The following is a 20,504-nucleotide window of genomic DNA, read 5'->3' as shown; positions in this document are numbered from 1 at the left end:
TTGTCCAATCACGCACGCAACATTTTCCCGGTGAATCTCGCGAAATTCGCCCGGCGTCGTCCGGTCCGGACGCGGTCGGGGCGCTTCGAGAATCTCCTCGAATCAGAATCGTTATCATCGCCGTGTGGCAACCTTCGGATGTGACAGAGGGTGAGTCGTTTCGGGCCGACATGCACGTGAAGACGCTCGACGAGCGAGTCGTCGAGCGTGCGAAGGCACGAGGCCTCGATGCGCTGGTGTACGCGCCCCACTTCGTCCGGTTGCCCGACGTCCGCGAGCGGGCGGCCCGATTCTCCGACGACGAACTGCTGGTCGTCCCCGGCCGCGAACTGTTCACCGGCAACTGGCGCACGCGCAAACACGTCCTCGCGCTCGGCCTCGACGAGCCGATTCCGGACTTTCTGACGCTCGCCGACACGATGGACGAACTCGCCAAGCAGGATGCCGCGGTGCTCGTGCCCCACCCGGAGTTCCTCACGGTGTCGCTCGGCGCGGCCGACCTCCGGCGGTACCGCGACCGAATCGACGCCGTCGAGGTGTACAACCCCAAGCACTGGCCCCACCACAGCTCCCGGGCCCAGCGGCTGGCGGCCGACCTCGACCTGCCGCCGTTCGCCTCCTCGTACGCACATCTTCGAGGATCGGTCGGCGAGGTCTGGACCGAGTTCGAGGCCAAAATCTCTTCGGCGGCCGACCTCGTCGCGGCGCTCAAAGAGGGCGTCGACCGCCGGGTCGTCCATCGGAGCGGGTGGAGCCACCGCCTGCGGTGTGCCGCCGAGTTCGCCCATCTCGGCTGGGAGAACTCCTACGGGAAGATAGACCGCCTGTTCCTCTCGGGGATGGAGCCGACCCACCCGAACCACGTCGTCTACGACGAGCGGTTCGAGGGCGTCTACTGAGTTCGAGTGCGTCTCCGGATTCGGTCACGTATCTCGTCTGTAGCGTCGACAGCAATCGTCACCGTTCCGCCGACAGCAACCGCTTCTACTCTGCCAACGGCGACCGCCACTCGCACGGTCCAAACGACCTACGGCACCGCCACCGCGACCGCTACTTGTACGATGACTATGAAACCGCACCACCACCGCACCGCGACGGCCACACGCCTCCCCAGCCGATTCGTTCACTCGCTGGCGCTCGTTCGCTCATCCACCGTCAGAGCAACGCTCTGACGAGCCTGCACTCGCTTCGCTCGTGCAGACCTCGCGCATGTAGGCGCGGCCCCAAACAGCGGGGCCGCGCCAGCGCGCGCCAAATCCGGAGTGAATGCGCGCTCAGACCAGTCCCGCCACGGTCGTCGTGAGGTCGGCGACCGGCAGGTCGAAGTGGACGATGGCCGCCACGACCGCGACTTCGATGCCGGTGACCAGCACCGTCGCCGTGGTCGCCCACTTGCTCGACACGGGCACGCCCGTCGGGAGTCCGTACTCCTTCTCGTAGGGGTAGAACAGCGCGATGCCGCGCTTGTTCCCCACGACGTCGAGGACGTAGTGGGTCGCCACGCCGACCCAGACGAAGTGGAGGTTGCCGAAGTAGACGGGCCACGCGTAGAATATCGCCAGCACGGGGAGGTTGTGCAGCGTCTTGCGGTGCTTGCCGAAGGCGGTGTCCACGTCGGGGAAGAGCGCGCCGAGGATGACCGGGACCGACACCTCCGCGATGGCCCGGAACGTCGGCACGTCGCCCGCCGGGTGGAAGACGTACCCCAACCCGATGCTCAGTAGGACCGCGTTCAGCACGTGGCCTTCCTTGTTCATGCTATCGCCGCCGTCATACTGGTCCCTCAGGCGGGGGCGACTCAAGGCTTTCCGTCCGTCGTCTGACGCGCGTCTTGCGGTTCGCCGGGTTGGACGTCAGTCGTTCGACCCGACCTCCGTCAGCAGGTCTTCCAGCGCCCGCCGTGCGATCTGCTCCTTAATCTGGCGGCGGTCGCCGTCGAACTCGTACCGCGAGACGGTCGAGTAGGACTCCTGGCTCCCCCACTCGCCCGCGTAGGCGACGCCGACGAAGACGGTGCCGACCGGCTTCTCCTCGCTCCCGCCGGTCGGGCCGGCGACTCCCGTCGTCGCCACGCCCCACGTCGTCCCGGCCGCGTCGCGGACCCCGCGGGCCATCTCGCGCGCGACCGGTTCGCTGACCGCCCCGCGCTCGTCGAGGGCCTCCCGCGAGACGCCCAGTTCCCGGAGCTTCGCGTCGTAGGAGTAGGTCACCAGCCCGCGGTCGAAGTAGTCGCTCGACCCCGGCACGTCGGTCAGCAGCGACCCGACGAGGCCGCCGGTGCAGGACTCGGCGACCGCGACGGTCTGGTCGGCCTCGCGCAGGACGTCTCCGATTCGCTCCTCGACGGGCGGGTCGTCGGCGAACTCTCGCATGCTCTGTCGGACGAGGGTCGTGGGGATGAATGTGGGGGTCACTTCGTAGTTAGCTGTGGGGAGGTAATCCTGATAGCGGCCGGTACGGCGCCTACGACGGCGACAGTACCCGAACCGCGACTGCAGCCCCAACCACGACAGCAACCGCTACCTACACGTTTCAGATGAAACCGCACAGCCACCGCATCGCGCTACACGCTTCCCCAGCCGACTCCTTCGTTCGCGCCTCCGGCGCTCACTCAGTCATCCCTCGCGCGACGTGGGCGCGACTCCAAACCGCGGAGCCACGCCAGCGTGCGCCGGGTTCAAAGAGTAATGGACTGTCTCGATTTCTCGTCCGGGCCGGACTCACTCTATCTTGTAGTGCGGTTCGGTCAGCGACTCGTGTTTACACTCGGGGCACCGCGACGGCCGGTTCGCCGGGTCGTCGAAGTCGCTGAACCCGCACTCCTCGCACTCCGGCGGCGCGACGAGCAGTTGTTCGTCGTCGAGCGACCTGGCGACGTGTCGGACGTGGTCAACCGCCAGCGACGCGGTGACGTCGAACTGGGCGGCGAGTGCGCTCGGGGTCGCGGTCGTCTCGCGGAGGTGGGCGGCGATGCGCTCGCGGGTCGTCGTTTCGGCCTCGCGCATACACCCCCTCGGGCCAGTGCGACCAAAACGCTTCCCCCTGTCGAGGTCGAACGGCACCGTCGGGGGATTTTTGTAACACCGCGTACCAATGTGGGTTGGTACCGAATGACGACATTTGACTCCGGCGACGCCGGCGTGGGGTCGGCGACGGCGAGCAGAGAGGCCACGAACCGCGACGCCGCCTCGCACAGGGAGTCGCCCACCGAGTCGGCCGGTGACCGAACCGGCGCCGACGGCCGCGACGTTCGGGACGACTTCCGGCGACTCGAAGCGATCGTCGAGAGCGACGACGCCGCCATCGTCGTCAAGGACGCCGAGGGTCGCTACCTGTTCGCGAATCGGGCGGCCGCCGAGTTCGTCGGTCGAGCGGAGTCCGAGATGTTGGGTGCGACCGACGAGGAACTGTTCGGCCCGGAGGCCGCCCGCGACCTCCGCGAGCGCGAGCGGGCGGTGCTCGAAACCGAGGAACGCCGGACGGACGAGGAGCGCCTCCCGGTGGCCGACGGCGAGCGCGTCTTCGAGACGACCTGCTCGCCCTACTACGGTCCCGACGGCGACCTCGCGGGCACGTTCTCGGTCTGCCGGGACGTCACCGAGCGCCACGAGCGCGAACGCCAACTCCGGCGCCAGCGCGACGCGCTGGCGACGTTCGACCGCATCAATCGGGTCGTCTGCGGGGTCGTCGTCGACCTCATCGGCGAGGCGACCCGCGAGGAACTCGAACGGACCGTCTGCGACCGCATCGTCGACTCCGAACTGTATCGGACGGCCTGGATAGCCGACCTCGACCCCTGCGCCGACGAGGTTCGGGACCTCGTCGGCGCGGGACTCGACGAGCGCACGCCGGACCTCGTGGGCGACTTCGATGCGAGCGAAAACGCCGAGAATCCGGTCGTGCGGGCATTCCGCACCGGCGAACCGGCGGTGATTGGAAACGTCGCCGACGATTCGTCGTCCGGACGCAATCGGCGGGGGATACTCGACCGGGAGAGCGGGTCGGCCGTCGCGGTGCCGGTTCGGTACGGCGATGCCACCTACGGCGTGCTGGTCGTCGAGTCCGACCGCGCGATGGCGTTCGGCGAGCGGGAGTCCGACGCCTTCGCGACGCTGGGGGAGGTCGTCGGCTTCGCCATCAACGCGGTGAAACACCGCCGACTCGCGCTGTCGGACGCGGTGGTCGAACTCGAGTTCCGGGTGGCCGGCCGCGAGTCGGTCTCGGTCGACCTCTCCGAGCGCCTCGGCTGTCACCTCCGCCTCGAAGGGACGACCGCCGGAACCGACGGGACGCTGGTGTTCTACCAGTCGCTGCGGGGCGCCGACCCCGCGGCGGTTCGCGAGTACGCCGCCGACTGCGACGCGATAGAGCGGATGCGCGTCGTCAGCGACCGGGGGAACGAACACCTGCTGGAGTTCGTCGCCGCGGAGCGGTCGTTCGTCGTGACCCTCTCTGAGTACGGCGCGAGGACCACGGAGGCGGTCACCGAGAACGGCGAGTCGCGGGTCGTCGCCGAACTCCCGGCCGCCGCCGACGTGCGCGAGGTCGTCGAAGGGGTCAGGAACGCCTACTCCGGGGTCGAACTGCTGGCCAAGCGCGAGTGTGAGCGCGAGGTCCGAACCGCCTCGGAGTTCCGGCGGGCGGTGGACGAGCGACTGACCGACGCCCAGCGGCGGGCGCTCCGGGCGTCGTATCTCGCGGGCTACTACGACTGGCCCCGCGAGAGCACCGCCGAGGATGTCGCCGAGTCGCTGGGCATCTCCTCGCCGACGCTCCACCAGCACCTCCGGAAAGCGCAGGCCGGACTGCTCGAAGCGTTCTTCGACGACGCGGGCGAGGGGAGTACCTAAATGGTTAGGGAGCCCGTTCATTGACGAGGGGAATCTACTGATTCGTAACGCGGCGTAAGTATGAGCGAAAAACATTCAACTGACGGAGAGGGTGAGGCGGCGAACAGCGTCACGTCGAACTCCGAATTCCGGTCGCTCGTGACTTCGGAGGTGGACGCTCTATTCGAGGTGCTGTCCGACGGTCGACGCCGTCGCATGCTCGCGTATCTGGTGGAGAACGACGTGGCCGACTACGACGAACTGATCGACTGCATCGTCGGGAGGAAGGGGGAGACGGCCGACGAGGACGAACGCGACCGTATCGTCGCCGACTTGCACCACCGGCAACTGCCGAAACTGGCCGACGCCGGCCTCGTGGAGTACGACGAGCGGAGTGAGACGGTCCGCTACCGCGGCGGCGACGTGGTTCCGGAACTGCTCGAACTCGCCTCGGCCCACGAGCGCGAAGTTCTCGAAGCGTAGCCCGGCCGGGAATCGACCGACGCCTCGACCGCGCCGACTCAGCGAACCGACGATTTCTCGGAGCGACGCCGTCGCCGCCGACGGGCCGCCCTCCCGGCGAACGAACGGGGGAAGGAAAAAGGACTTACCGCGCCGGGTCGACGTTCGAGGTATGAAAGCCGTCGTTCTCGCGGGCGGGTACGCGACGCGTCTGTGGCCGATTACGAAACACCGGCCGAAGATGTTCCTCCCGGTCGGCGACTCGACCGTCATCGACCAGATCTTCGCCGAGTTGGAGGCCGACGACCGCATCGACGAGGTGTACGTCTCGACCAACGAGCGGTTCGCCGAGGACTTCGAGACGCACATCGAGCAGAGCGAGTTCGACAAGCCGAAACTCACCGTCGAGGACACCACCGAGGAGGACGAGAAGTTCGGGGTCGTGGGCGCGCTCGCCCAGCTATTCGACCGCGAGAACATCTCCGAGGACACGCTGGTCATCGCGGGCGACAACCTCATCAGCTTCGACGTCGCCGACTTCGTCGACTACTTCCAGGAGAAGGGCGCGTCGACGCTCGCGGCCTACGACGTCGGGACCCGCGAACGCGCGAAGTCCTACGGGCTGGTCGAACTCGACGGCGAGCAGGTCGTCGACTTCCAGGAGAAGCCCGACGACCCCAAGAGCACGCTGGTCTCCATCGCGTGCTACGCCTTCACCGCCGACACCATCCCGATGCTGGAGGAGTACCTCGAAGACGGCAACAACCCCGACGAACCCGGCTGGTTCGTCCAGTGGCTCCAGGCCCGCAAGCCCGTGTACGCCTACACCTTCGACGACGCGTGGTACGACATCGGCACGCCCGAGAGCTACCTGGAGGCCGTCTCGTGGAAGCTCGACGGCCAGAACGAGATCGCCGACAGCGCCACCGTCGAGAACACCACCATCGGCGAGAACGTCCACGTCATGCCCGGCGCGGAGGTCGTCAACTCCAGCATCAACAACTCCATCGTCTTCCCGAACGCGACCATCGTCGACTGCGACATCCGCGACTCCATCATCGACGAGAAGACCCACGTCGAGAACATGGACCTCGCCGGCGCGCTCATCGGCGCGCACACCCAGATTCTGAACGGCAACTGAGCGACCGCCGGTACCGTTTCGTTCGCAGAAGACCTCGAACGAAAATACTTTGACGAATAGCGACAGTTCTCGCGTTCGATGGGAACTGTCGCAGTGGACATCGAGACAGCGAGCCCGCACGAAGAGCCGCCGGACGGCGAGTACGATAACACGGACTACTTCGAACTCGTCGCCGTCGCGCTGGGGTACCGCTCCGACGAGAACGACCCCATCGAGACTGAGGTTCTCTTCAGAGAGGGTGGATGGGAGCCGACCCACACGGCCGACTTGCTCGGGCGGACGACGAATTGGCTCGACGGCCGCGAGTTCGACGACGTTCTCACGTACAACGGGAGCGGATTTGACCTCGTTCACCTGCTGAATTGGGCGAGAGAAACCGACGATGCTGGACTCAGCGACCGTGCACTCGACCGGATGCGCGCGCTGGAAGAGAAGCAGATCGACCTGAAGTTCCCCGCAATCGAGCACCACGGCGACCTTATCTGGAAGAATCACGAGTTTCCGAAATTCGAGAAGGTGTGTACCGCTCGGTCGGTTCCGACCGCGGAGACGAAATACGCCGACTACGACGTCAGCGACGACTTCCTCCGCAATTTGAACCGCACCGAAGAGGTAGTCGAGGGGTGGCACATCGGTACGACCCTGGGCGAGCAGTACGTGGCAGGTATTTCTGCGGGACTAGAGGACACTCTCACGTACCGAGAACTGGAGCGACTCCTGTTCGACTACGCCGAGGCGGACGTGACACCGCTGTTCGAACTGTTCGACTCGTTCGAGGAATCCGGTTGTATGCGTCCGGACGGTCGATAACGCGACCGCCAACACGGACGGACTACTCCCGGACTCCCAGATACGCCCGGTGGCCCTCGTACTCGCCGCCGTTCAGCAGGTAGAGGACGTGAGCCACCGCGCGGTGGTTGCCGTCCGCGACGTACGCCGGGTCGTCGCCCTCCTTCACGACGATGAGTCGGCTCTCGGGCCGCGAGTCGGCGAACTCCTCGGCGAGTCCGACGACTTTGTCCAGGTTCTTGGGCGTCGCCTCGTCGAACTCCGAGAGGTCGTCGACCTCCAGGATTCGCCGGGCGACCGACTCGATGCGGTCGTCGTCGGTCATCGCCCGCCAGTCCTCGTCGTGCTCGCCGACGACCACGCGGAGGTTCTTTAGCTCCTCGGCGGACAGTTCCACGTCGTACCACTCGGCCGTCTCGGACGCGAACACCCGGCCCGCGATGGGTTTCCGTTCGAGGAGTTCCTCCCGGAGCGTCGGTTCGGTCGCGAGTTCGTCGGGGTCGAGGTCCGAATCGGAGTCCTCGTCGTCGAGTTCCTCGCCGAGCCAGTAGCGCATCACGTCGGTCGGGGAGACGGACTCGGATTCGTCGCGCCCGAGGTGCGTTTCGATGCTCATGGACTAGGCAGAAACGGGAGCCACGGAAAGAAGGATTACGGGCGAGCCGTCGAACTGCGGGCCGATTCGTCCGTAATCGGGTCGGTACGCCGTCCCGTTCGGTGCTGGTTTCTCGGACTTCCGCCCCGGTATCAAGTCCGCCTCGTTCCATCCGAGGGTTGACAAGGAATTACGACCCAGAGTGTGGTATGAGAGCCTTCGCCCCCGGAAGCGTCACCGCCGTCTTCGCCCCCGTCGAGGATGCCGACCGGTCGATGGGCGCGAGTTTCGCTGTCGCCGACGGCGTGGTCGCCGACGTGACCCCGCTTGAGGAACCCGAGTCCGAGTCCGAGTCCGTCGTCGCCGTCGACGGCTCGCCCACCGCATTCGAACCCGTGGAACTCGCCCTCGACTCGCTGGGTTCGACCGCCCGCGTCGACCTCACCGCGGAGGTGCCCATCGGCCGCGGGTTCGGCGCGAGCGGCGCGGCCACGCTGGCGACGGTCCTCGCCGCCGACCGGGAGTTCGCCCTGGGCCGCTCGCGCGAGGAACTGGTCGACGTCGCCCACCGCGCCGAGGTCGAGGCCGGCACCGGACTCGGCGACGTGTTCGTCCAGGACCGAGGCGGCCTCGTGGTCGGCGACGCCGACGGAATCCGTCGGTTCGAGCGCGAGACGCCCGTCGAGTACGTCAGCTTCGGCCCCATCTCGACCGAGGAGGCGCTGGCCGACGACGACCTGATGGCCCGCATCGCGGAGGTCGGCACGGAGACTATCGAGGGACTCCCCGAAGAACCGTCGCTCGCCGAGGTGACCGAAGTCGCCTGGGCGTTCGCCCGGGAAGTCGGCCTGCCGACGCCCGAGGTCGAGGGCGCGGTCGCCGACGCGGAGGCGTCGGGCGGTACTGCGAGCATGGCGATGGTGGGCGAAACGGTCTTCGCGGTCGGCGTCGAGGGCGTCTTCGAGGAGCGGACTCGCGTCTGTTCGGACGGCGCGCACGTTCTGGGCGACGGGGAGGAACCGTAGAACGACGGCGTGCGGCGTCGAATTCGACGCCGCACGCCGTCGAGCACCTTCCGCGACAGCCACCGAGATTAAGGACGTCGTTGCCCTTCTACGACTGACCCCGCGCGGGGTCGGAGAACCCACGATGACTCGAACGGAGCCCGCGGTTACCGCCGGTTCGGAGGCACAGCCACGGCCGAACGCGTCCGGCCCCGACGACTCGCGTCCCCGGACGGAGGGCCGCGACCGATGAGCGTCGAACTCGAACCGCTCGAAGAACAGGTGATAGTGATCACGGGCGCGTCGTCGGGCATCGGCCTGACGACCGCCCGGATGGCGGCCGAGAGGGGCGCTCGCGTGGTGCTCGCCGCCCGGAGCGAGGACGCCCTGGAGGAGCTGACCGACGAGATTCGCCGGGAGGGCGGCCAGGCGGCGTACGTCGTCGCCGACGTCCGCGACCGCGACGACGTCCGTAAGATCGCCGAAACCGCCGAGGCTGAGTTCGGCGGCTTCGACACCTGGGTCAACGTCGCGGGCGCGTTCCTCTATGGGAGGCTGGACGAGACGCCGATAGAGGACATGCGCGACCAGTTCGAGACGAACGTCTGGGGCCTGTTGTACGGGTCGCTCGAAGCCGCCGACCGCCTCAAGGAGCGCGGCGGCGCGATAATCAACATCGGGAGCGTCGTCTCCGACCGCGCCATCCCGCTCCAGGGGAGTTACTCGGCCTCCAAACACGCCGTGAAGGGGTTCACCGACGCCCTGCGGATGGAACTGGAGGAGGAGGGCGCGCCCGTCTCCGTGACGCTGGTCAAACCGACGTCCATCGACACGCCGTACCCCGAACACGCGAAGAACTACATGGACGAGGAAGCCAGCCTGCCGCCGCCCATCTACGCTCCGGAGACGGTGGCGCGGGCGATTCTCGACGCCGCCGAACGACCCCAACGCGACGTGCTCGTCGGCGGCGGCGCGAAGAACCTCTCGCAGATGGGGTACTACGCGTCGCGGCTGACCGACGTCGTCATGGAGAAACTGTTCGTCCCGCTCCAGAAGGGCGACCGCCCGCCGCGGGCGGGAACGCCGGACAACATCGACGAGCCGACCGGCGAACTCGAAGAGCGCGGCGATTACGAGGGCCACGTCTCGGAGACGAGCCTCTACACTCGACTCGCCCAGCGCGGCCGGTTGCGGAGCGCGGTCGCCGCGGGCCTCGGGGCGGTCGGGTTGGCGCTGTACTCGCGCTACCGGAAGCGCCGCGGTCGGGACGAAGAGTCAGAGCGGACGCGACGACGCCGGCCGGTCGTCGCCGAGCAGCGCAGGCGGTAGGCGGCTGCCGATTCCTTTCTTTCCGGGTACAGCCGAAATATCCCGCTTGCGACGGAGGTCGCGCGCTGAATACGGCGGGCGAGTTCGACACGGAGAGCGAATCTGTTTCGATTCTGTGGGACCGAAACCGTCGTTCCGTGAACGCCGGAAATCTTGATAACAGTTTCCCACATATCGGCTGGTGAGTATGAGCGCGTCCGACCCACTCACGGCCCAGCGAGTCTCCGAACTCGTGATGGCGAACCGGGCGATCAGAGCACCATACTACGGTGCCGACCACGACGAGGGAGTTCGTTTCACGGACCCGGAAAAGGGGCTCCAATGGGGTGCCGACGTCGTTCCAGCCTTGATGGGTCTGTTCCGGGTCGAGCGAGACGCCCGTGACGACCGCGCCGAAGGCTGGGTGGGTTTTGCTCGCCACTGGCGAGGGGGGACGTTGCGGGTGGACTTCGACCTGTTCTCCGAGTCGGACGAGCGAGATCCAATTTTGGTCGTGACGGCGATGTCGGGCCGAGAGGGGGAGGAAACCGTCGCGGACGAAGACCTCGGGGAAATCGAGCTATCGGACCGGGTTCCGACGCAGGAGGAATGGGAGGAACGGCAGAAACGGTACCAGGCGGCGCGGAGAGGTGACGACACCGACGGGTCGGCGGCGGTGAAGGCGTACATTGCGGCGCTGCCGGGTTGGAAGCGCGAGGTCGCGACGCGATTCGACGAGATAATCGAACGCGAAGTGCCCGACGTGCGACGCGCCGTGAGGTATCACCAGCCGTTCTACGGCGTCGAGAACCGAGGGTGGTTCGCGTCGTTCAGTGCGTTCTCGAAACACGTGAAACTGTCCTTCGTGTCCGAGTCGTACCTCGAACCGGAGCCGCCCAGCGGGACGGCCCCCGAGAGACAGGCACTGGACGTGGAGGAGACGGATACGCTGGACGAGGAGCAGGTCGCTTCCTGGGTGCGACAGGCCGCCGACGATCCGGGGATGGGCTGGTCGTGAATCCCGCGCCGGTGCGATAGCCGTACGGCAGTCACGAATCCCACATCCAGGGTGCACGATGGCTGTACACTCCGTCGCGTTCGATTCCAACGGCGACTTCCTCGAGGCGCGTTCCTACGATATCTCCGGTAGTTGTTCTGCGCAGTCTCGCTACACTGTCGACTCGCCGTAATCCCGGAGCTTACCGTCGCCGCAAAAAACCGTTCGGCCCGATTCGGGCTGTTCCCGCTACTCCGCCGCGATGACGTCGTCGATGCGGGCTATCATCGTCGCGGACTCGGTGGCGCTCTCGAGCGCCTCGCGCTTGACCGCCGCGGGGTCGAGCACGCCCGCCTCGACGGGGTCGCCGACCTCGCCGTTCTCGCCGGTGGCGATGATGCCGGCGCGGCCCTCGGACTGCTCGTTCCCGGAGCGGAGGTCGACGAGGCCGTCGATGGGGTCCATCCCGGTGTTCTCCGCGAGGGTGCGCGGGAGCACGTCGACCGCGTCGGCGAACGCCTCGACCGCGAGTTGCTTGCGGCCCTCGACGCCCGCGGCCTCCTGGCGGACCCGGTCGGCGATGGCGATCTCGGTCGCGCCCGCGCCGGGGACCACGCCGCCGGTGTCGAGCGCCGCGGTCACGACGTCCAGCGCGTCTTCGAGCGCGCGTTCGAGTTCGTCGACCACGTGCTCGGTGCCGCCCCGCACGAGGAGCGTGACGGCCTCGGCGGCCGCGCCGCCCTCGATGAAGACGAGGTCCTCGTCGCCGAACGTCCGGACCCGCACGCCGTCGGCCCGGCCGAGGTCGGCGTCCTCGATGTCCTCGACCTTGCCGGTTCGGCTCGCGCCCGTCGCCGTGGCGACGGCGCGAGCCTCGTCGTCGCTCACGTCTTCGAAGGCGAGGATGCCCGCGTCGGCCAGCGAGGCGGCCACGCGGTCCTCGATGGAGTCGGTGGCGAACACCACGTCGACGCCCGCCGCTTCGAGGTCGTCGGCGTACTTGCGGAGCTGGCGCTCCTCGGCGTCCATCGCGGCTGTGAGCTGGTCGACGCTCTCGACGTTGTACTCGGCGTCGATCTCGGCCTCGCGCACGCCGAGTTTCTCGTCGACGACCGCGATGGTCGCGTCCTCGACCGACTGGGGCATGTTCTTGTTGACGCGCTCGGCGTCGCTGACGATGCCCTCGACGAGTTCGGTGGCCGACGAGGAGGCGCCGGTCTGGGTGTGGACGCGGACGTTGTCCCGGACCACGCCCTCGTCGCCCTCGGCGTGGCGGAGCGCGTCGACGACCACTTCGGCGAGTCGCTCGGTGGTCACGTCGCCGGTCCCCTTGCCGGTCATGCTCGACTCGGCGACCGACCGGAGCAGGTCGTCGTCGGTCTCCTCGTCAAGCGTGAGGTCCTCGACGGCCTGGACCGCGAGGTCGCGGGCCTGGGCGTACCCCTCAACGATGGTCGTCGGGTGGACGTCGTCGTCGAGCAGGTTCTCGGCCTTCGCGAGGAGTTCGCCGGCCAGCACCGCCGCGGTGGTCGTGCCGTCGCCGACCTCCTCCTCCTGGGCGTCGGCGACCTCGACGATCATCTGGGCGGCGGGGTGCTCGATGTCCATCGTGTTGAGGATGGTCGCCCCGTCGTTGGTGATGGTCACGTCGCCGGTGTCCGTGACCAGCATCTTGTCCATCCCGCGCGGGCCGAGCGTGGTCCGTACCGCCTCGCTCACGGCCTTGCCGGCCGCGATGTTCGACGTCTGGGCGTCTCGACCGTGGGTTCGCTGGGTGTCCTCGGCGAGGACGAACATCGGTCGACCGCCCATGCGTCGCTGTCCGAATCCTGACTCTGACATGCTTGAATCCCCAGTGATAAGGATGTTTGATATTCTATATAAGTATTTCCCTCGGCTCGCGACCGGCCGCCCCCGAAACGAACCGTCGCGCGCCCGCCGCGGCGGGCGCGCGACCGATACGAAAAAATAGGGGGTATCCGTTGGCCGAACTGATGCTGGAGTTGGAGCACAGATTTCGGGTGGTAGACGTACACGCGCGGTTGAACGCCGACGCCGGCGGCGTCCAGACGCGCGGTCGGGCGATCAGTCCCGACAGATTGGAGCGGGAGATGCACCAGGCGGGGGTGGTTCGGTCGGTGGTCTTCCCCGGGCCGCGCCGGGAGGACAACTACGTGAGCGCGAACAACGCCGTCGCGCGCCGGAGCGTCGACCGGCCGTTCCTGGCGTTCGCCCGCATCAACGGGCCGCGCGACCCCGGCGGGGCCGCCTCCTCGCGCCTGCGCAACCTCGCCGCCCGCCGCCAGGAGTACCACACCTCGCCCGGCGACGTCGAGCAGTACGCCTACGACGACCGGTTCCACGGGTTCAAACTCGACCCGGTCCAGGACGGCCTGCCCGACGACGAGGTGCTCGACGAACTCGAATCGGTCGGCCTCCCGGTCCTCGTCCACGCCGGCGAGGGCTACTCGCCCGAGGCGGCGGCCGAGACGCTGCTCTCCCGGTCGTTCCCGGTCGTGCTCGCGCACTTCGGCGGCCACCCGCTGAACCGCGACCTGATGACCGACGCCATCGACCTGCTGGAGCGCCACGACGAGTGCTACCTCGACACCAGTTACGTCCGCTACCGCGACCTGCTGGAGCGGGCGGTGATGGAACACCCCGACCGGGTGCTGTTCGGGAGCGGCGCGCCGAGTTCCCACCCGAACGTCGCCGTGATGGAGATTCTGACCCTCGACGTGCCCGAGGACGCCATGCGGAAGGTCTTCGACAAGAATCCGTCGCGGGTCGTCCCCGGCCTGTCGGCCGAGGGCGAGTGACCGCCGGCGGTCACTCGCCCTCGGCCGAACTCCCCGTTCGCGCTCGCGCGAACCCTCACTCGCGTCGCTCTCCGCCGGCCCCGTCGCTCGCGACGCGCTCCGTCCCTTCGTCGCCCACGTCGGCGGCGCGCTCCAGCAACCGCTCTAACACCGGCCCGCCCCGGTAGCGGACCGTCTCGCTTCGAGGGTCGTACTCGACGGCGCCCTCGTCGGCCAGTTTCGGCAGCACCGAGTGGTGAAGCCGGGAGGCGAAACGCCCCCGCCCGGCCGACCGAATCGGGTCCGGCTCCGCCGGCGCCGCCGACCGCGACCCGTCGGCGAGGTAGGCCGCGAGTTCGTCCACCGTCGCCACGTCCTCCGAGGTGTCGTAGAAGTAGCCCAGCACGCGCCGCCGGTCGTCGTCGGCGAGCGCCGACAGCAGTTCGTCGAGCGTATCCGACACCGACGAACGGTTACACTCCTTATCAGTGGACACGGTTCGTACGGAACCACAAAGGGGAACCAAAAATGCCCTCCCGTTGTACCTACAACGCTTTTATAACCGAGGGGAAAGTTTCCCGCCGCCGAAGGAGTCTCACTCGAAGTCCGAAACCGACGAGAGCAACACGCGCCGAAGGATCGTCTCGTTCCCCCGTCGAATCCGGTCCGAGAGCGCCTGCTGGGAGATGCCGAGTTCGTCGGCGAGGTCGCCGAGGCTCGCCCGACTGGGCGAGTCGAAGTAGCCCCGCTTGAGCGCCAACACCAGCGCCTCGCGCTGTTCCTGGGAGAGGCCGAAGCGCTTGCCACGCTCGGTGTCCTCGGTCAGGGTGTACGTCCGTTCGATGTGGAGCGGCACGTCGTTCTCGGTGCAGAAGTTGTAGAACTGCGAGAGCCTGTCGTGGTCGTTGAACCGGAGTCGGAACGTCCACCGGCCCCGACCGTTCTCGTTCCCGCGGGCCTCGAGGACCGTCGCTTCGGCCTCCGCGATGCCCTCGATGAGTCCCTCGTGGGGTTCGTCCCACTCGATTCGGTAGAGCGCGCTGTCGCCCACCTTGTCGAGGGCGCGGACCTCCCTGACCCGGTCGCTGTTGCGCACTTCCTGCTCCAACTGTTCGAAACCCGTGCCGGTGACCCAGACGAACGGCATGACGGCGTCACCGGTCGGGACGATGCGTTCGAGTTCGAACCGCAGGTCGGCCGGCCCGGACAACACCTGCCCGAGCGCGAACGCGTCGCCGTCCACGGAGAACTCGAGGATGACGCTCATAGCGTGGGTACGCGTCGCATTCGGGTATGTCTTGTTGCCACGCGAGGCGGCGTCCGTAATACCTTGTTGCGTCGGCGTCCGTCCGACGAGGTCGGTCGCCGGACCGAGTTCCGCGCGTCGAGAGCGCATCGCCGAATCGAGTTCCGCGCGACGAGAGAGCGTCGTCGGCGTACCCGACGGAGAGCGCGTCCCGCGGCGAACCGCGGGGAGTACGAGTACGTTTAATATTCAAGCAACCGTGGTTTCACCCGGTGGTTGGTCCATGAGCCGTTCCAGTCTAATCGTCTCCTGTCCGGACTGCGGAAACGTCTACGTGGCGCGCGAACACGACGGGGAACTCATTCTGCCGACGGATTCGGGCGTCTGCGAGTGCGGTTCTCGGGACGTGAAAGCGGTCGAGTCGACCGACGTGCGAAGCGACGACGCTCCGTCCTGAGACGAACCGCGGTCGGGGAGCGTCGTCACTCGGAAGGTGACGTCCTCGTACGAAGAGTCGGCGCGTCTCCCTACGACAGTCCGTACCCCGAGTCGCCGAACCCCAGCGACCCCGGTTCGACGCTCGTCTCGTGGCGCAGCACGGTCCCCAGAAGCGGTTCGAGGCGTTCCATCCCGGCCGGAGCCACCGTTCCGTCCTCGAAGTCGTAATCTATCACGCCCGCGTCGGCGAGTTTGGGGAGGTGTTTGTGGTACAGCGACGTGAGGACTCGCTCTCGCTTCTGGTCGGTCGCCGCCGTCGTTCCCTCGTCCCGAAGTATCGCGTCGACGAGTTCGTCGACGGCCACCGTCTCGCACCCCCGCAGAGCGTAGAGGACGACGCGGCGACGCGAGTGGGCCAGCAGAGAACATGCGGAGTCGATACGTTCGCTCGGGGTCGCACCTAAGCTTCCACCTACCATCGTCCATCGATACCGCCATTCGAATAATAAAACGCGACCGCCCTCCCGAGCGTTCCACTACTTAAATTTTCGTTCCGTCCCAAACGTTCCGCGCGGCCTCCGGCAGAATATTCCCAATCCGGCGAGCTAAAAATTAGCCGGGAATATTATAGGTGAACCGGTGGTACGGTTCCCATGACGCTCATCGCCGACTTCTACCTCGAAACCCCGGTGTTACAGGCGACGTTGGCGGCCGCTCCCGACGCCGACATCTCCATCGAACAGCAGACGTCGCGGGGGCCCAAGCCGTTCGCCATCGCGTTCTGGGTCTCCGGGACCGACTTCGAGACGTTCGAGGTGGCGCTCGCCGACGACCCGACGGTCAGCGACGCCCACGTGCTCGCGGAGGTCGACGACCAGCGCCTCTACCAGGTCGAACTCACCGCCGAGGGCGAGACGCTCATGACCTACAACAGTTGGGCCGACCTCGGCGGCGTGTTCGTCTCCTCCGAGCGGTCGGGAAACGGCTGGCGCGCGCGGATTCGGTTCCCCGACCGGGAGAGCCTGCGCGAGTACGCCGAGTTCTGCCGCGAACACGGACTCAGGTTCGAACTCCGACAGCTCTACAGCGCGGGCGGTCGGGGCAGCGAGACGTTCGGGCTGACCGACCGTCAGTACGAGACGCTCCGGACCGCGACCGAGATGGGCTATTTCTCGATTCCCCGCGAGGCAGAACTGGAGGACCTCGCGGAAGTGCTCGGCGTCTCCCGGCAGGCCATCTCCGAGCGACTCAGGCGGGCTACCCAGGCGCTCGTCAGGGCGACCATCTACGACGAGGTCCCGGACGCGGAGGCCGAGCGCGAGAACGAAGAGGAGGAGTGACGCCGCCGCAGGGCCGAGAACGCCGGTCCCGAACAACTAAGCCGCTGGGACGTACCCACCCCGGTAATGGCCGACACGACCGACGAACTCGCCGGAGTGGTGGACCTCTTCGGCGCGCTCACCCACGACGAACTGGAGCAGGCGCTGGTGGAACTCGCGTTCAAGCAGGGCAAAGACGTGAACCGCGAGGCGTTCGCCGCCGAGATCGAGCGCGCGGTCGAGGGCTACTACCTGGTGGAGTACGACCTTGACGAGGGCGGCGAGGTGAGCACCGACGGTGGCGGGCAATCGCCCTCCGCCGACGGCGAACCAACAGAAACGCTGCTGGTCGCCGGCCCGACGGCGTTCCCGTCGGTTCCCGAGAACGGCCCTGACCTCCCCCACATCATGGACGTGCCCGACCGCGAGGTGGACCGCGAAATACTGGGGTCGTCGGTCGAAGCGCGCCTGCACGAGGAGAGTCGAACCGTCGCCGCCGCGGGCGACGCCGAGCGCGCCCGGGAACTGCTGGATGCGAGCTACGACCTCGAAGCGTGGGCACCCGTCGAGGCCGACCGCGTGCGCGAGACGCTCGACCGGGCGTTCGAGTAGTTCGGGCGCTGGGAACGCGACTGCTCGCTGGGCCGCCGGGTCACGATTCGCCGACCCGCGCCGGACGCGGCTAACGTTCGAATTAAGGCGACCGGGTACGACGTTGACGTATGGAACTGGGCCGGGTCGCCGAACACGTTCCGCGAGAGGTCACCGACGAGCGGCGCGACGCCGCCGTGCTGGCCCCCGTGGTCGAACGCGACGGCGAGGACCACCTCCTGTTCACCAAGCGCGCCGACCACCTGGGCGAACACGCCGGCCAGATGAGCTTTCCCGGCGGCGGCCGCGAACCGAGCGACGCGGACCTGGAGGCGACCGCGCTCCGGGAGGCCGAGGAGGAGATCGGCCTCCGGGCCGAGGAGGCGGAGGTCGTCGGCCGCCTCGACGACATCCGGACCACCACGGGCTACGCCGTCACGCCCTACGTCGCCCGGGTTCCCGACCGCGAGTACACGCCCGACGAGCGCGAGGTCGCCGAAATCGCGGTCCTTCCGGTTTCGGGGTTCCTCGACCCCGAGAACTACGAGAACGAGCGCCGCGAACACCCCCGCTACGGCGAGGCGGTCGTCCACTTCTTCCACGTCGGCGGCTACACCGTCTGGGGCGCGACGGGCCGGATTCTGGTGCAGTTGTTGGAACTGACCACCGACTGGCGCGCGCCCGAGAAGATAGACCGCGTGGTGGACCCCGACGCCGACGTTCGGGGCGGATAGAATCCGCCCGATTCGCACGATGCCCGACTTCTTCGACCCCGGTCACGGCTTCCTCTCGTCGTTCGACGAAGTCGTCGTCGCGCTCGCGGCGGTGGTGCTGTTCGCGGCCGTCGGCGCGCTCGCGGAGTACCTCGGCGACGCGAAGGGCGGGACGGTGCTGGGGGCGCTCGTGGGGTACGTCGTCGTCCTGTTGCTGTGGTTGCCGCCCGTGTTCGCGAACGAGTGGCACTACGCCGTCGTGGCCGTGATACCGATTCTCGTCTTCATCTACTGGTATCGGGGACGCGGGGAGTGAGTCGTCGTTAGACGGGAGATAGGCGAAGGACGTCAGGTAGAACTGCTATCGCGACTCCTCGTTCTTCTACCGCCACCGCGACCGCACCGCAGACCGCTACTTGCACGATGCACATGAGTAGCCGCACCGCCACCGCCACACACCTCCCCAGCCGATTCCTTCGCGCCTATCGGCGCTCAGTCATCCCTCGCGCGACGTGGGCGTGACTCCAAACCGCGGAGTCACGCCAGCGCGCGCCGAGTAGAAGGCCAGTTGGCCGATTCGCACCCCTCTCCCACGAGCGAAGTCCGGTAAGAATCCCCCACCGTCGATAGGCTTTTGGGAGTCCCGCGGGTACGAGAGGTCACATGGTCGCACAGACGATGGATCGAGTTCCGCACGAGCAGTAGACGACTAGTTCTGAGCGACGCTGACCGAGGTGTACGCCGATGTTGACCACTGGAAAGACTCTCGCCGCGACCGGACTGGACGCCGCCGCGCTCAAACCCGCCGAGTGCGACGTCTCGCGGGCGGCCGAACTGCCCTTCGAGACGATTACCGTCGATTACGAGGGTCGCGAACACCTCCCCGACCGGGACGTGCTGGAGTCGCTCGCCCGGACCAAGGAGGTTAGACTCACCGCGCCCGTCCGGGCCGACGGCTTCGACCCCCTCGGGGACGACGCGCTCTACGCAGAGGTGCCCGCGAGCGTCGGCCTCGTCGCGGTGGCGGGCCACGCCGCCTACCTCGACGCCGAGGAGCGAAAGCGGGCGGTCGCGGGTCGCCTCCGGGCGGCCGTCGAGCGCGACCCCACCGCCTGGGTCGGCACCGAGGGCGTCGAGCGCCTCGCGATGGCGACCGGCGCGACCCAGTTCGAACTCCTCTCGCGGACCACCGGCCGCGACCTCCGGGCGCTCCGCGCCGCCGGCTTCGACGGCAAAATCGCGGTGTACGCGCCTACGGTCCTCACCGACGACGAGGACGCGGTGCTGGACGCCGTGGGCGCCTACGCCGCCCGCCGCGGTCCCGTCCGGTCGGCGCTCCCTGACGGCGCGGCGACCGGCGCTGCCGCGACGGGACGCGCCCGCGAGGTGCTGTCGGCGGCCACCCGTGACTACGCGCTGGTCGGCACGCCCGAACGGGTCGGCGAGCGGGTCGCGGCGCTGAAGGAAGCAGGTGCCGACATCGTGGTCGGCTACCCCGCCCGCGGCATCGAGGAGTTCGTCGCCTGAGGCGCCGACCGACCACCGGCCGACCATCGGCCGACCACCGACCGTTTTGCGGGCCAGACCGACGGCGCGTCCGCGCCGTCGCGTCTGTGCGCCGCACCGTGTTCGAGGCCGTACTGACCTACGGGGGAAACTGCAAAGTTCGAGCGCGGGGTACGTCAAAAACTGTAGCCATGCGCGAACACCCCGCGCGGGACGCCCGAACCGCCCACTCGAAGCGCCGCCAGACGTGGTACGGGGACGGCCGGGTCACCTCGGCCGAAACCGACGCCTTCGGACGCTGGGTGAACGACCTCGTGGCGGTGTTCGCCGACGTCTCGCTGTCGGCGCTGCCGGTCCTGTACTACTTCCTGCTCTCGGAGGACCTCCGGTTCTTCGGCGTGAAGACGATGGCGTTCGTCGCCTGGGCCGGAGCGACGGTCGTCGCCACCGCGATTCGCGGCGGGTGGTTCGAACCGCCCGGCACCGACGTTCTCGGCTGGGTTTCGGTGACGCCCGCGCTGGTGGCCCTGCGAGTCGTCTACTTCAACGCGACGCTGTGGCTGGCCGCCTACGGGGGCACCCGGACGCTCGTCGCGACCGACTCGGCGCTCGTCGGAGTCGCTTTCGCGCTCGCGGTCGCGGTGGCGGCGACGCTCGCGTTCCCCCGGGTCGCCGAGGAGTGTTACGAACTCGTTTCCGGGTGACGTTCTCCGGTCCCGAGTTACGCCCGATTTTCCGGCGGGCGTACGCCTAAGTGCTCGACAGCCT

24 protein-coding genes are annotated in these 20,504 nt (G+C 67.7%); 16 read left to right on the top strand and 8 right to left on the bottom strand.

Annotated features, from left to right (window positions below; translation table 11 throughout):
• Positions 1–140 precede the first annotated feature (140 nt).
• Positions 141–899: a PHP-associated domain-containing protein gene (locus NGM07_RS17705; RefSeq protein WP_382193622.1), complete on the top strand. Its 759-nt coding sequence runs from the start codon at positions 141–143 to the stop codon at positions 897–899.
• Positions 900–1,274: 375 nt separating this feature from the next.
• On the opposite strand, the gene NGM07_RS17700 is transcribed toward NGM07_RS17705, so the two are convergent.
• From NGM07_RS17700 to NGM07_RS17690, 3 genes are all read right to left on the bottom strand, one after another.
• The gene (locus NGM07_RS17700; protein ID WP_253513949.1) at positions 1,275–1,757 is read right to left on the bottom strand and encodes a metal-dependent hydrolase; all 483 of its coding nucleotides are present in this window, start codon (positions 1,755–1,757) and stop codon (positions 1,275–1,277) included.
• Between the two features lie 96 nt (positions 1,758–1,853).
• A complete protein-coding gene (locus NGM07_RS17695; RefSeq protein WP_253513947.1) occupies positions 1,854–2,372 on the bottom strand; it encodes a CinA family protein in 519 nt (172 codons plus the stop codon).
• Between the two features lie 348 nt (positions 2,373–2,720).
• Complete coding sequence (locus NGM07_RS17690; RefSeq protein ID WP_253513945.1) at positions 2,721–3,005, bottom strand: transcriptional regulator; 285 nt, start codon at positions 3,003–3,005, stop codon at positions 2,721–2,723.
• Between the two features lie 105 nt (positions 3,006–3,110).
• Here NGM07_RS17690 and NGM07_RS17685 point away from each other — a divergent pair, with 105 nt between their 5' ends.
• The 4 genes from NGM07_RS17685 to NGM07_RS17670 all read left to right on the top strand — a co-directional run bounded on the left by NGM07_RS17685 (position 3,111) and on the right by NGM07_RS17670 (position 7,242).
• On the top strand, positions 3,111–4,850 hold the full coding sequence (locus NGM07_RS17685; RefSeq protein ID WP_253513943.1) for a bacterio-opsin activator domain-containing protein: 1,740 nt from the start codon (positions 3,111–3,113) through the stop codon (positions 4,848–4,850).
• A 60-nt stretch (positions 4,851–4,910) separates the two neighbouring features.
• Positions 4,911–5,312 carry a DUF7344 domain-containing protein gene (locus NGM07_RS17680; RefSeq protein ID WP_438267713.1) on the top strand — a complete coding sequence of 134 codons (402 nt, stop codon included), beginning with the start codon at positions 4,911–4,913 and terminating at the stop codon, positions 5,310–5,312.
• A gap of 151 nt (positions 5,313–5,463) precedes the next feature.
• Positions 5,464–6,432 (top strand): nucleotidyltransferase family protein, encoded by a 969-nt coding sequence (locus NGM07_RS17675; RefSeq protein WP_253513938.1) that lies wholly within the window; start codon positions 5,464–5,466, stop codon positions 6,430–6,432.
• 78 nt (positions 6,433–6,510) lie between these two features.
• Positions 6,511–7,242, top strand: a complete 732-nt coding sequence (locus tag NGM07_RS17670; RefSeq protein WP_253513936.1) for a hypothetical protein — start codon at positions 6,511–6,513, stop codon at positions 7,240–7,242.
• A 22-nt stretch (positions 7,243–7,264) separates the two neighbouring features.
• Here NGM07_RS17670 and NGM07_RS17665 read toward each other — a convergent pair whose 3' ends face one another.
• A complete protein-coding gene (locus NGM07_RS17665; protein ID WP_253513934.1) occupies positions 7,265–7,837 on the bottom strand; it encodes a hypothetical protein in 573 nt (190 codons plus the stop codon).
• A gap of 188 nt (positions 7,838–8,025) precedes the next feature.
• On the opposite strand from NGM07_RS17665, the gene NGM07_RS17660 reads away from it, so the two are divergent.
• The 3 genes from NGM07_RS17660 to NGM07_RS17650 all read left to right on the top strand — a co-directional run bounded on the left by NGM07_RS17660 (position 8,026) and on the right by NGM07_RS17650 (position 11,146).
• A complete protein-coding gene (locus NGM07_RS17660) occupies positions 8,026–8,841 on the top strand; it encodes a GHMP family kinase ATP-binding protein (protein WP_253513932.1) in 816 nt (271 codons plus the stop codon).
• A gap of 228 nt (positions 8,842–9,069) precedes the next feature.
• A complete protein-coding gene (locus tag NGM07_RS17655) occupies positions 9,070–10,149 on the top strand; it encodes an SDR family oxidoreductase (protein WP_253513930.1) in 1,080 nt (359 codons plus the stop codon).
• Positions 10,150–10,336: 187 nt separating this feature from the next.
• On the top strand, positions 10,337–11,146 hold the full coding sequence (locus NGM07_RS17650) for a DUF1801 domain-containing protein (protein WP_253513928.1): 810 nt from the start codon (positions 10,337–10,339) through the stop codon (positions 11,144–11,146).
• A gap of 228 nt (positions 11,147–11,374) precedes the next feature.
• On the opposite strand, the gene thsA is transcribed toward NGM07_RS17650, so the two are convergent.
• Positions 11,375–12,937, bottom strand: a complete 1,563-nt coding sequence (thsA, locus tag NGM07_RS17645) for a thermosome subunit alpha (RefSeq protein ID WP_253520243.1) — start codon at positions 12,935–12,937, stop codon at positions 11,375–11,377.
• Between the two features lie 182 nt (positions 12,938–13,119).
• Here thsA and NGM07_RS17640 point away from each other — a divergent pair, with 182 nt between their 5' ends.
• Positions 13,120–13,944, top strand: coding sequence for an amidohydrolase family protein (locus NGM07_RS17640; protein ID WP_253513926.1), 825 nt, complete (start codon positions 13,120–13,122; stop codon positions 13,942–13,944).
• 55 nt (positions 13,945–13,999) lie between these two features.
• Here NGM07_RS17640 and NGM07_RS17635 read toward each other — a convergent pair whose 3' ends face one another.
• On the bottom strand, positions 14,000–14,386 hold the full coding sequence (locus NGM07_RS17635; protein WP_253513925.1) for a DUF7344 domain-containing protein: 387 nt from the start codon (positions 14,384–14,386) through the stop codon (positions 14,000–14,002).
• A gap of 132 nt (positions 14,387–14,518) precedes the next feature.
• Complete coding sequence (locus tag NGM07_RS17630; protein WP_253513923.1) at positions 14,519–15,190, bottom strand: helix-turn-helix domain-containing protein; 672 nt, start codon at positions 15,188–15,190, stop codon at positions 14,519–14,521.
• A gap of 262 nt (positions 15,191–15,452) precedes the next feature.
• Between NGM07_RS17630 and NGM07_RS17625 the strand changes: the two genes are divergently transcribed.
• Positions 15,453–15,626 (top strand): hypothetical protein, encoded by a 174-nt coding sequence (locus NGM07_RS17625; protein ID WP_253513921.1) that lies wholly within the window; start codon positions 15,453–15,455, stop codon positions 15,624–15,626.
• A gap of 70 nt (positions 15,627–15,696) precedes the next feature.
• On the opposite strand, the gene NGM07_RS17620 is transcribed toward NGM07_RS17625, so the two are convergent.
• Positions 15,697–16,086 carry a DUF7344 domain-containing protein gene (locus NGM07_RS17620; protein ID WP_253513919.1) on the bottom strand — a complete coding sequence of 130 codons (390 nt, stop codon included), beginning with the start codon at positions 16,084–16,086 and terminating at the stop codon, positions 15,697–15,699.
• A gap of 174 nt (positions 16,087–16,260) precedes the next feature.
• On the opposite strand from NGM07_RS17620, the gene NGM07_RS17615 reads away from it, so the two are divergent.
• The 6 genes from NGM07_RS17615 to NGM07_RS17590 all read left to right on the top strand — a co-directional run bounded on the left by NGM07_RS17615 (position 16,261) and on the right by NGM07_RS17590 (position 20,440).
• Complete coding sequence (locus tag NGM07_RS17615; RefSeq protein ID WP_253513917.1) at positions 16,261–16,947, top strand: helix-turn-helix domain-containing protein; 687 nt, start codon at positions 16,261–16,263, stop codon at positions 16,945–16,947.
• A gap of 66 nt (positions 16,948–17,013) precedes the next feature.
• Entirely contained in the window at positions 17,014–17,538 is a 525-nt protein-coding gene (locus NGM07_RS17610) for a DUF7109 family protein (protein WP_253513915.1), read from the top strand.
• Positions 17,539–17,648: 110 nt separating this feature from the next.
• The gene (locus NGM07_RS17605) at positions 17,649–18,251 is read left to right on the top strand and encodes an NUDIX hydrolase (protein WP_253513913.1); all 603 of its coding nucleotides are present in this window, start codon (positions 17,649–17,651) and stop codon (positions 18,249–18,251) included.
• Between the two features lie 19 nt (positions 18,252–18,270).
• Complete coding sequence (locus NGM07_RS17600) at positions 18,271–18,546, top strand: hypothetical protein (protein WP_253513911.1); 276 nt, start codon at positions 18,271–18,273, stop codon at positions 18,544–18,546.
• Between the two features lie 428 nt (positions 18,547–18,974).
• Positions 18,975–19,757, top strand: a complete 783-nt coding sequence (locus tag NGM07_RS17595) for a DUF7388 family protein (protein WP_253513909.1) — start codon at positions 18,975–18,977, stop codon at positions 19,755–19,757.
• A 170-nt stretch (positions 19,758–19,927) separates the two neighbouring features.
• Positions 19,928–20,440 (top strand): DUF8215 family protein, encoded by a 513-nt coding sequence (locus NGM07_RS17590; protein ID WP_253513907.1) that lies wholly within the window; start codon positions 19,928–19,930, stop codon positions 20,438–20,440.
• The last annotated feature ends 64 nt before the right edge of the window (positions 20,441–20,504 follow it).

The organism is Halorussus vallis, assembly GCF_024138165.1.
In the GTDB taxonomy this organism is placed as follows: Archaea; Halobacteriota; Halobacteria; order Halobacteriales; family Haladaptataceae; genus Halorussus; species Halorussus vallis.
The sequence above is the reverse complement of the archived record's forward strand: the minus strand, read 5'-3'. Positions and strand labels throughout refer to the sequence as shown.

Excerpts from the sequence above, each read along its gene's own strand:
- NGM07_RS17700 (WP_253513949.1), bottom strand. The coding sequence starts at position 1,757 with ATGAACAAGGAAGGCCACGTGCTGAACGCGGTCCTACTGAGCATCGGG.
- NGM07_RS17695 (WP_253513947.1), bottom strand. The coding sequence starts at position 2,372 with ATGCGAGAGTTCGCCGACGACCCGCCCGTCGAGGAGCGAATCGGAGAC.
- NGM07_RS17690 (WP_253513945.1), bottom strand. The coding sequence starts at position 3,005 with ATGCGCGAGGCCGAAACGACGACCCGCGAGCGCATCGCCGCCCACCTC.
- NGM07_RS17685 (WP_253513943.1), top strand. The coding sequence starts at position 3,111 with ATGACGACATTTGACTCCGGCGACGCCGGCGTGGGGTCGGCGACGGCG.
- NGM07_RS17680 (WP_438267713.1), top strand. The coding sequence starts at position 4,911 with ATGAGCGAAAAACATTCAACTGACGGAGAGGGTGAGGCGGCGAACAGC.
- NGM07_RS17675 (WP_253513938.1), top strand. The coding sequence starts at position 5,464 with ATGAAAGCCGTCGTTCTCGCGGGCGGGTACGCGACGCGTCTGTGGCCG.
- NGM07_RS17670 (WP_253513936.1), top strand. The coding sequence starts at position 6,511 with ATGGGAACTGTCGCAGTGGACATCGAGACAGCGAGCCCGCACGAAGAG.
- NGM07_RS17665 (WP_253513934.1), bottom strand. The coding sequence starts at position 7,837 with ATGAGCATCGAAACGCACCTCGGGCGCGACGAATCCGAGTCCGTCTCC.
- NGM07_RS17660 (WP_253513932.1), top strand. The coding sequence starts at position 8,026 with ATGAGAGCCTTCGCCCCCGGAAGCGTCACCGCCGTCTTCGCCCCCGTC.
- NGM07_RS17655 (WP_253513930.1), top strand. The coding sequence starts at position 9,070 with ATGAGCGTCGAACTCGAACCGCTCGAAGAACAGGTGATAGTGATCACG.
- NGM07_RS17650 (WP_253513928.1), top strand. The coding sequence starts at position 10,337 with ATGAGCGCGTCCGACCCACTCACGGCCCAGCGAGTCTCCGAACTCGTG.
- thsA (WP_253520243.1), bottom strand. The coding sequence starts at position 12,937 with ATGGGCGGTCGACCGATGTTCGTCCTCGCCGAGGACACCCAGCGAACC.
- NGM07_RS17640 (WP_253513926.1), top strand. The coding sequence starts at position 13,120 with ATGCTGGAGTTGGAGCACAGATTTCGGGTGGTAGACGTACACGCGCGG.
- NGM07_RS17630 (WP_253513923.1), bottom strand. The coding sequence starts at position 15,190 with ATGAGCGTCATCCTCGAGTTCTCCGTGGACGGCGACGCGTTCGCGCTC.
- NGM07_RS17625 (WP_253513921.1), top strand. The coding sequence starts at position 15,453 with ATGAGCCGTTCCAGTCTAATCGTCTCCTGTCCGGACTGCGGAAACGTC.
- NGM07_RS17620 (WP_253513919.1), bottom strand. The coding sequence starts at position 16,086 with ATGGTAGGTGGAAGCTTAGGTGCGACCCCGAGCGAACGTATCGACTCC.
- NGM07_RS17615 (WP_253513917.1), top strand. The coding sequence starts at position 16,261 with ATGACGCTCATCGCCGACTTCTACCTCGAAACCCCGGTGTTACAGGCG.
- NGM07_RS17610 (WP_253513915.1), top strand. The coding sequence starts at position 17,014 with ATGGCCGACACGACCGACGAACTCGCCGGAGTGGTGGACCTCTTCGGC.
- NGM07_RS17605 (WP_253513913.1), top strand. The coding sequence starts at position 17,649 with ATGGAACTGGGCCGGGTCGCCGAACACGTTCCGCGAGAGGTCACCGAC.
- NGM07_RS17600 (WP_253513911.1), top strand. The coding sequence starts at position 18,271 with ATGCCCGACTTCTTCGACCCCGGTCACGGCTTCCTCTCGTCGTTCGAC.
- NGM07_RS17595 (WP_253513909.1), top strand. The coding sequence starts at position 18,975 with ATGTTGACCACTGGAAAGACTCTCGCCGCGACCGGACTGGACGCCGCC.
- NGM07_RS17590 (WP_253513907.1), top strand. The coding sequence starts at position 19,928 with ATGCGCGAACACCCCGCGCGGGACGCCCGAACCGCCCACTCGAAGCGC.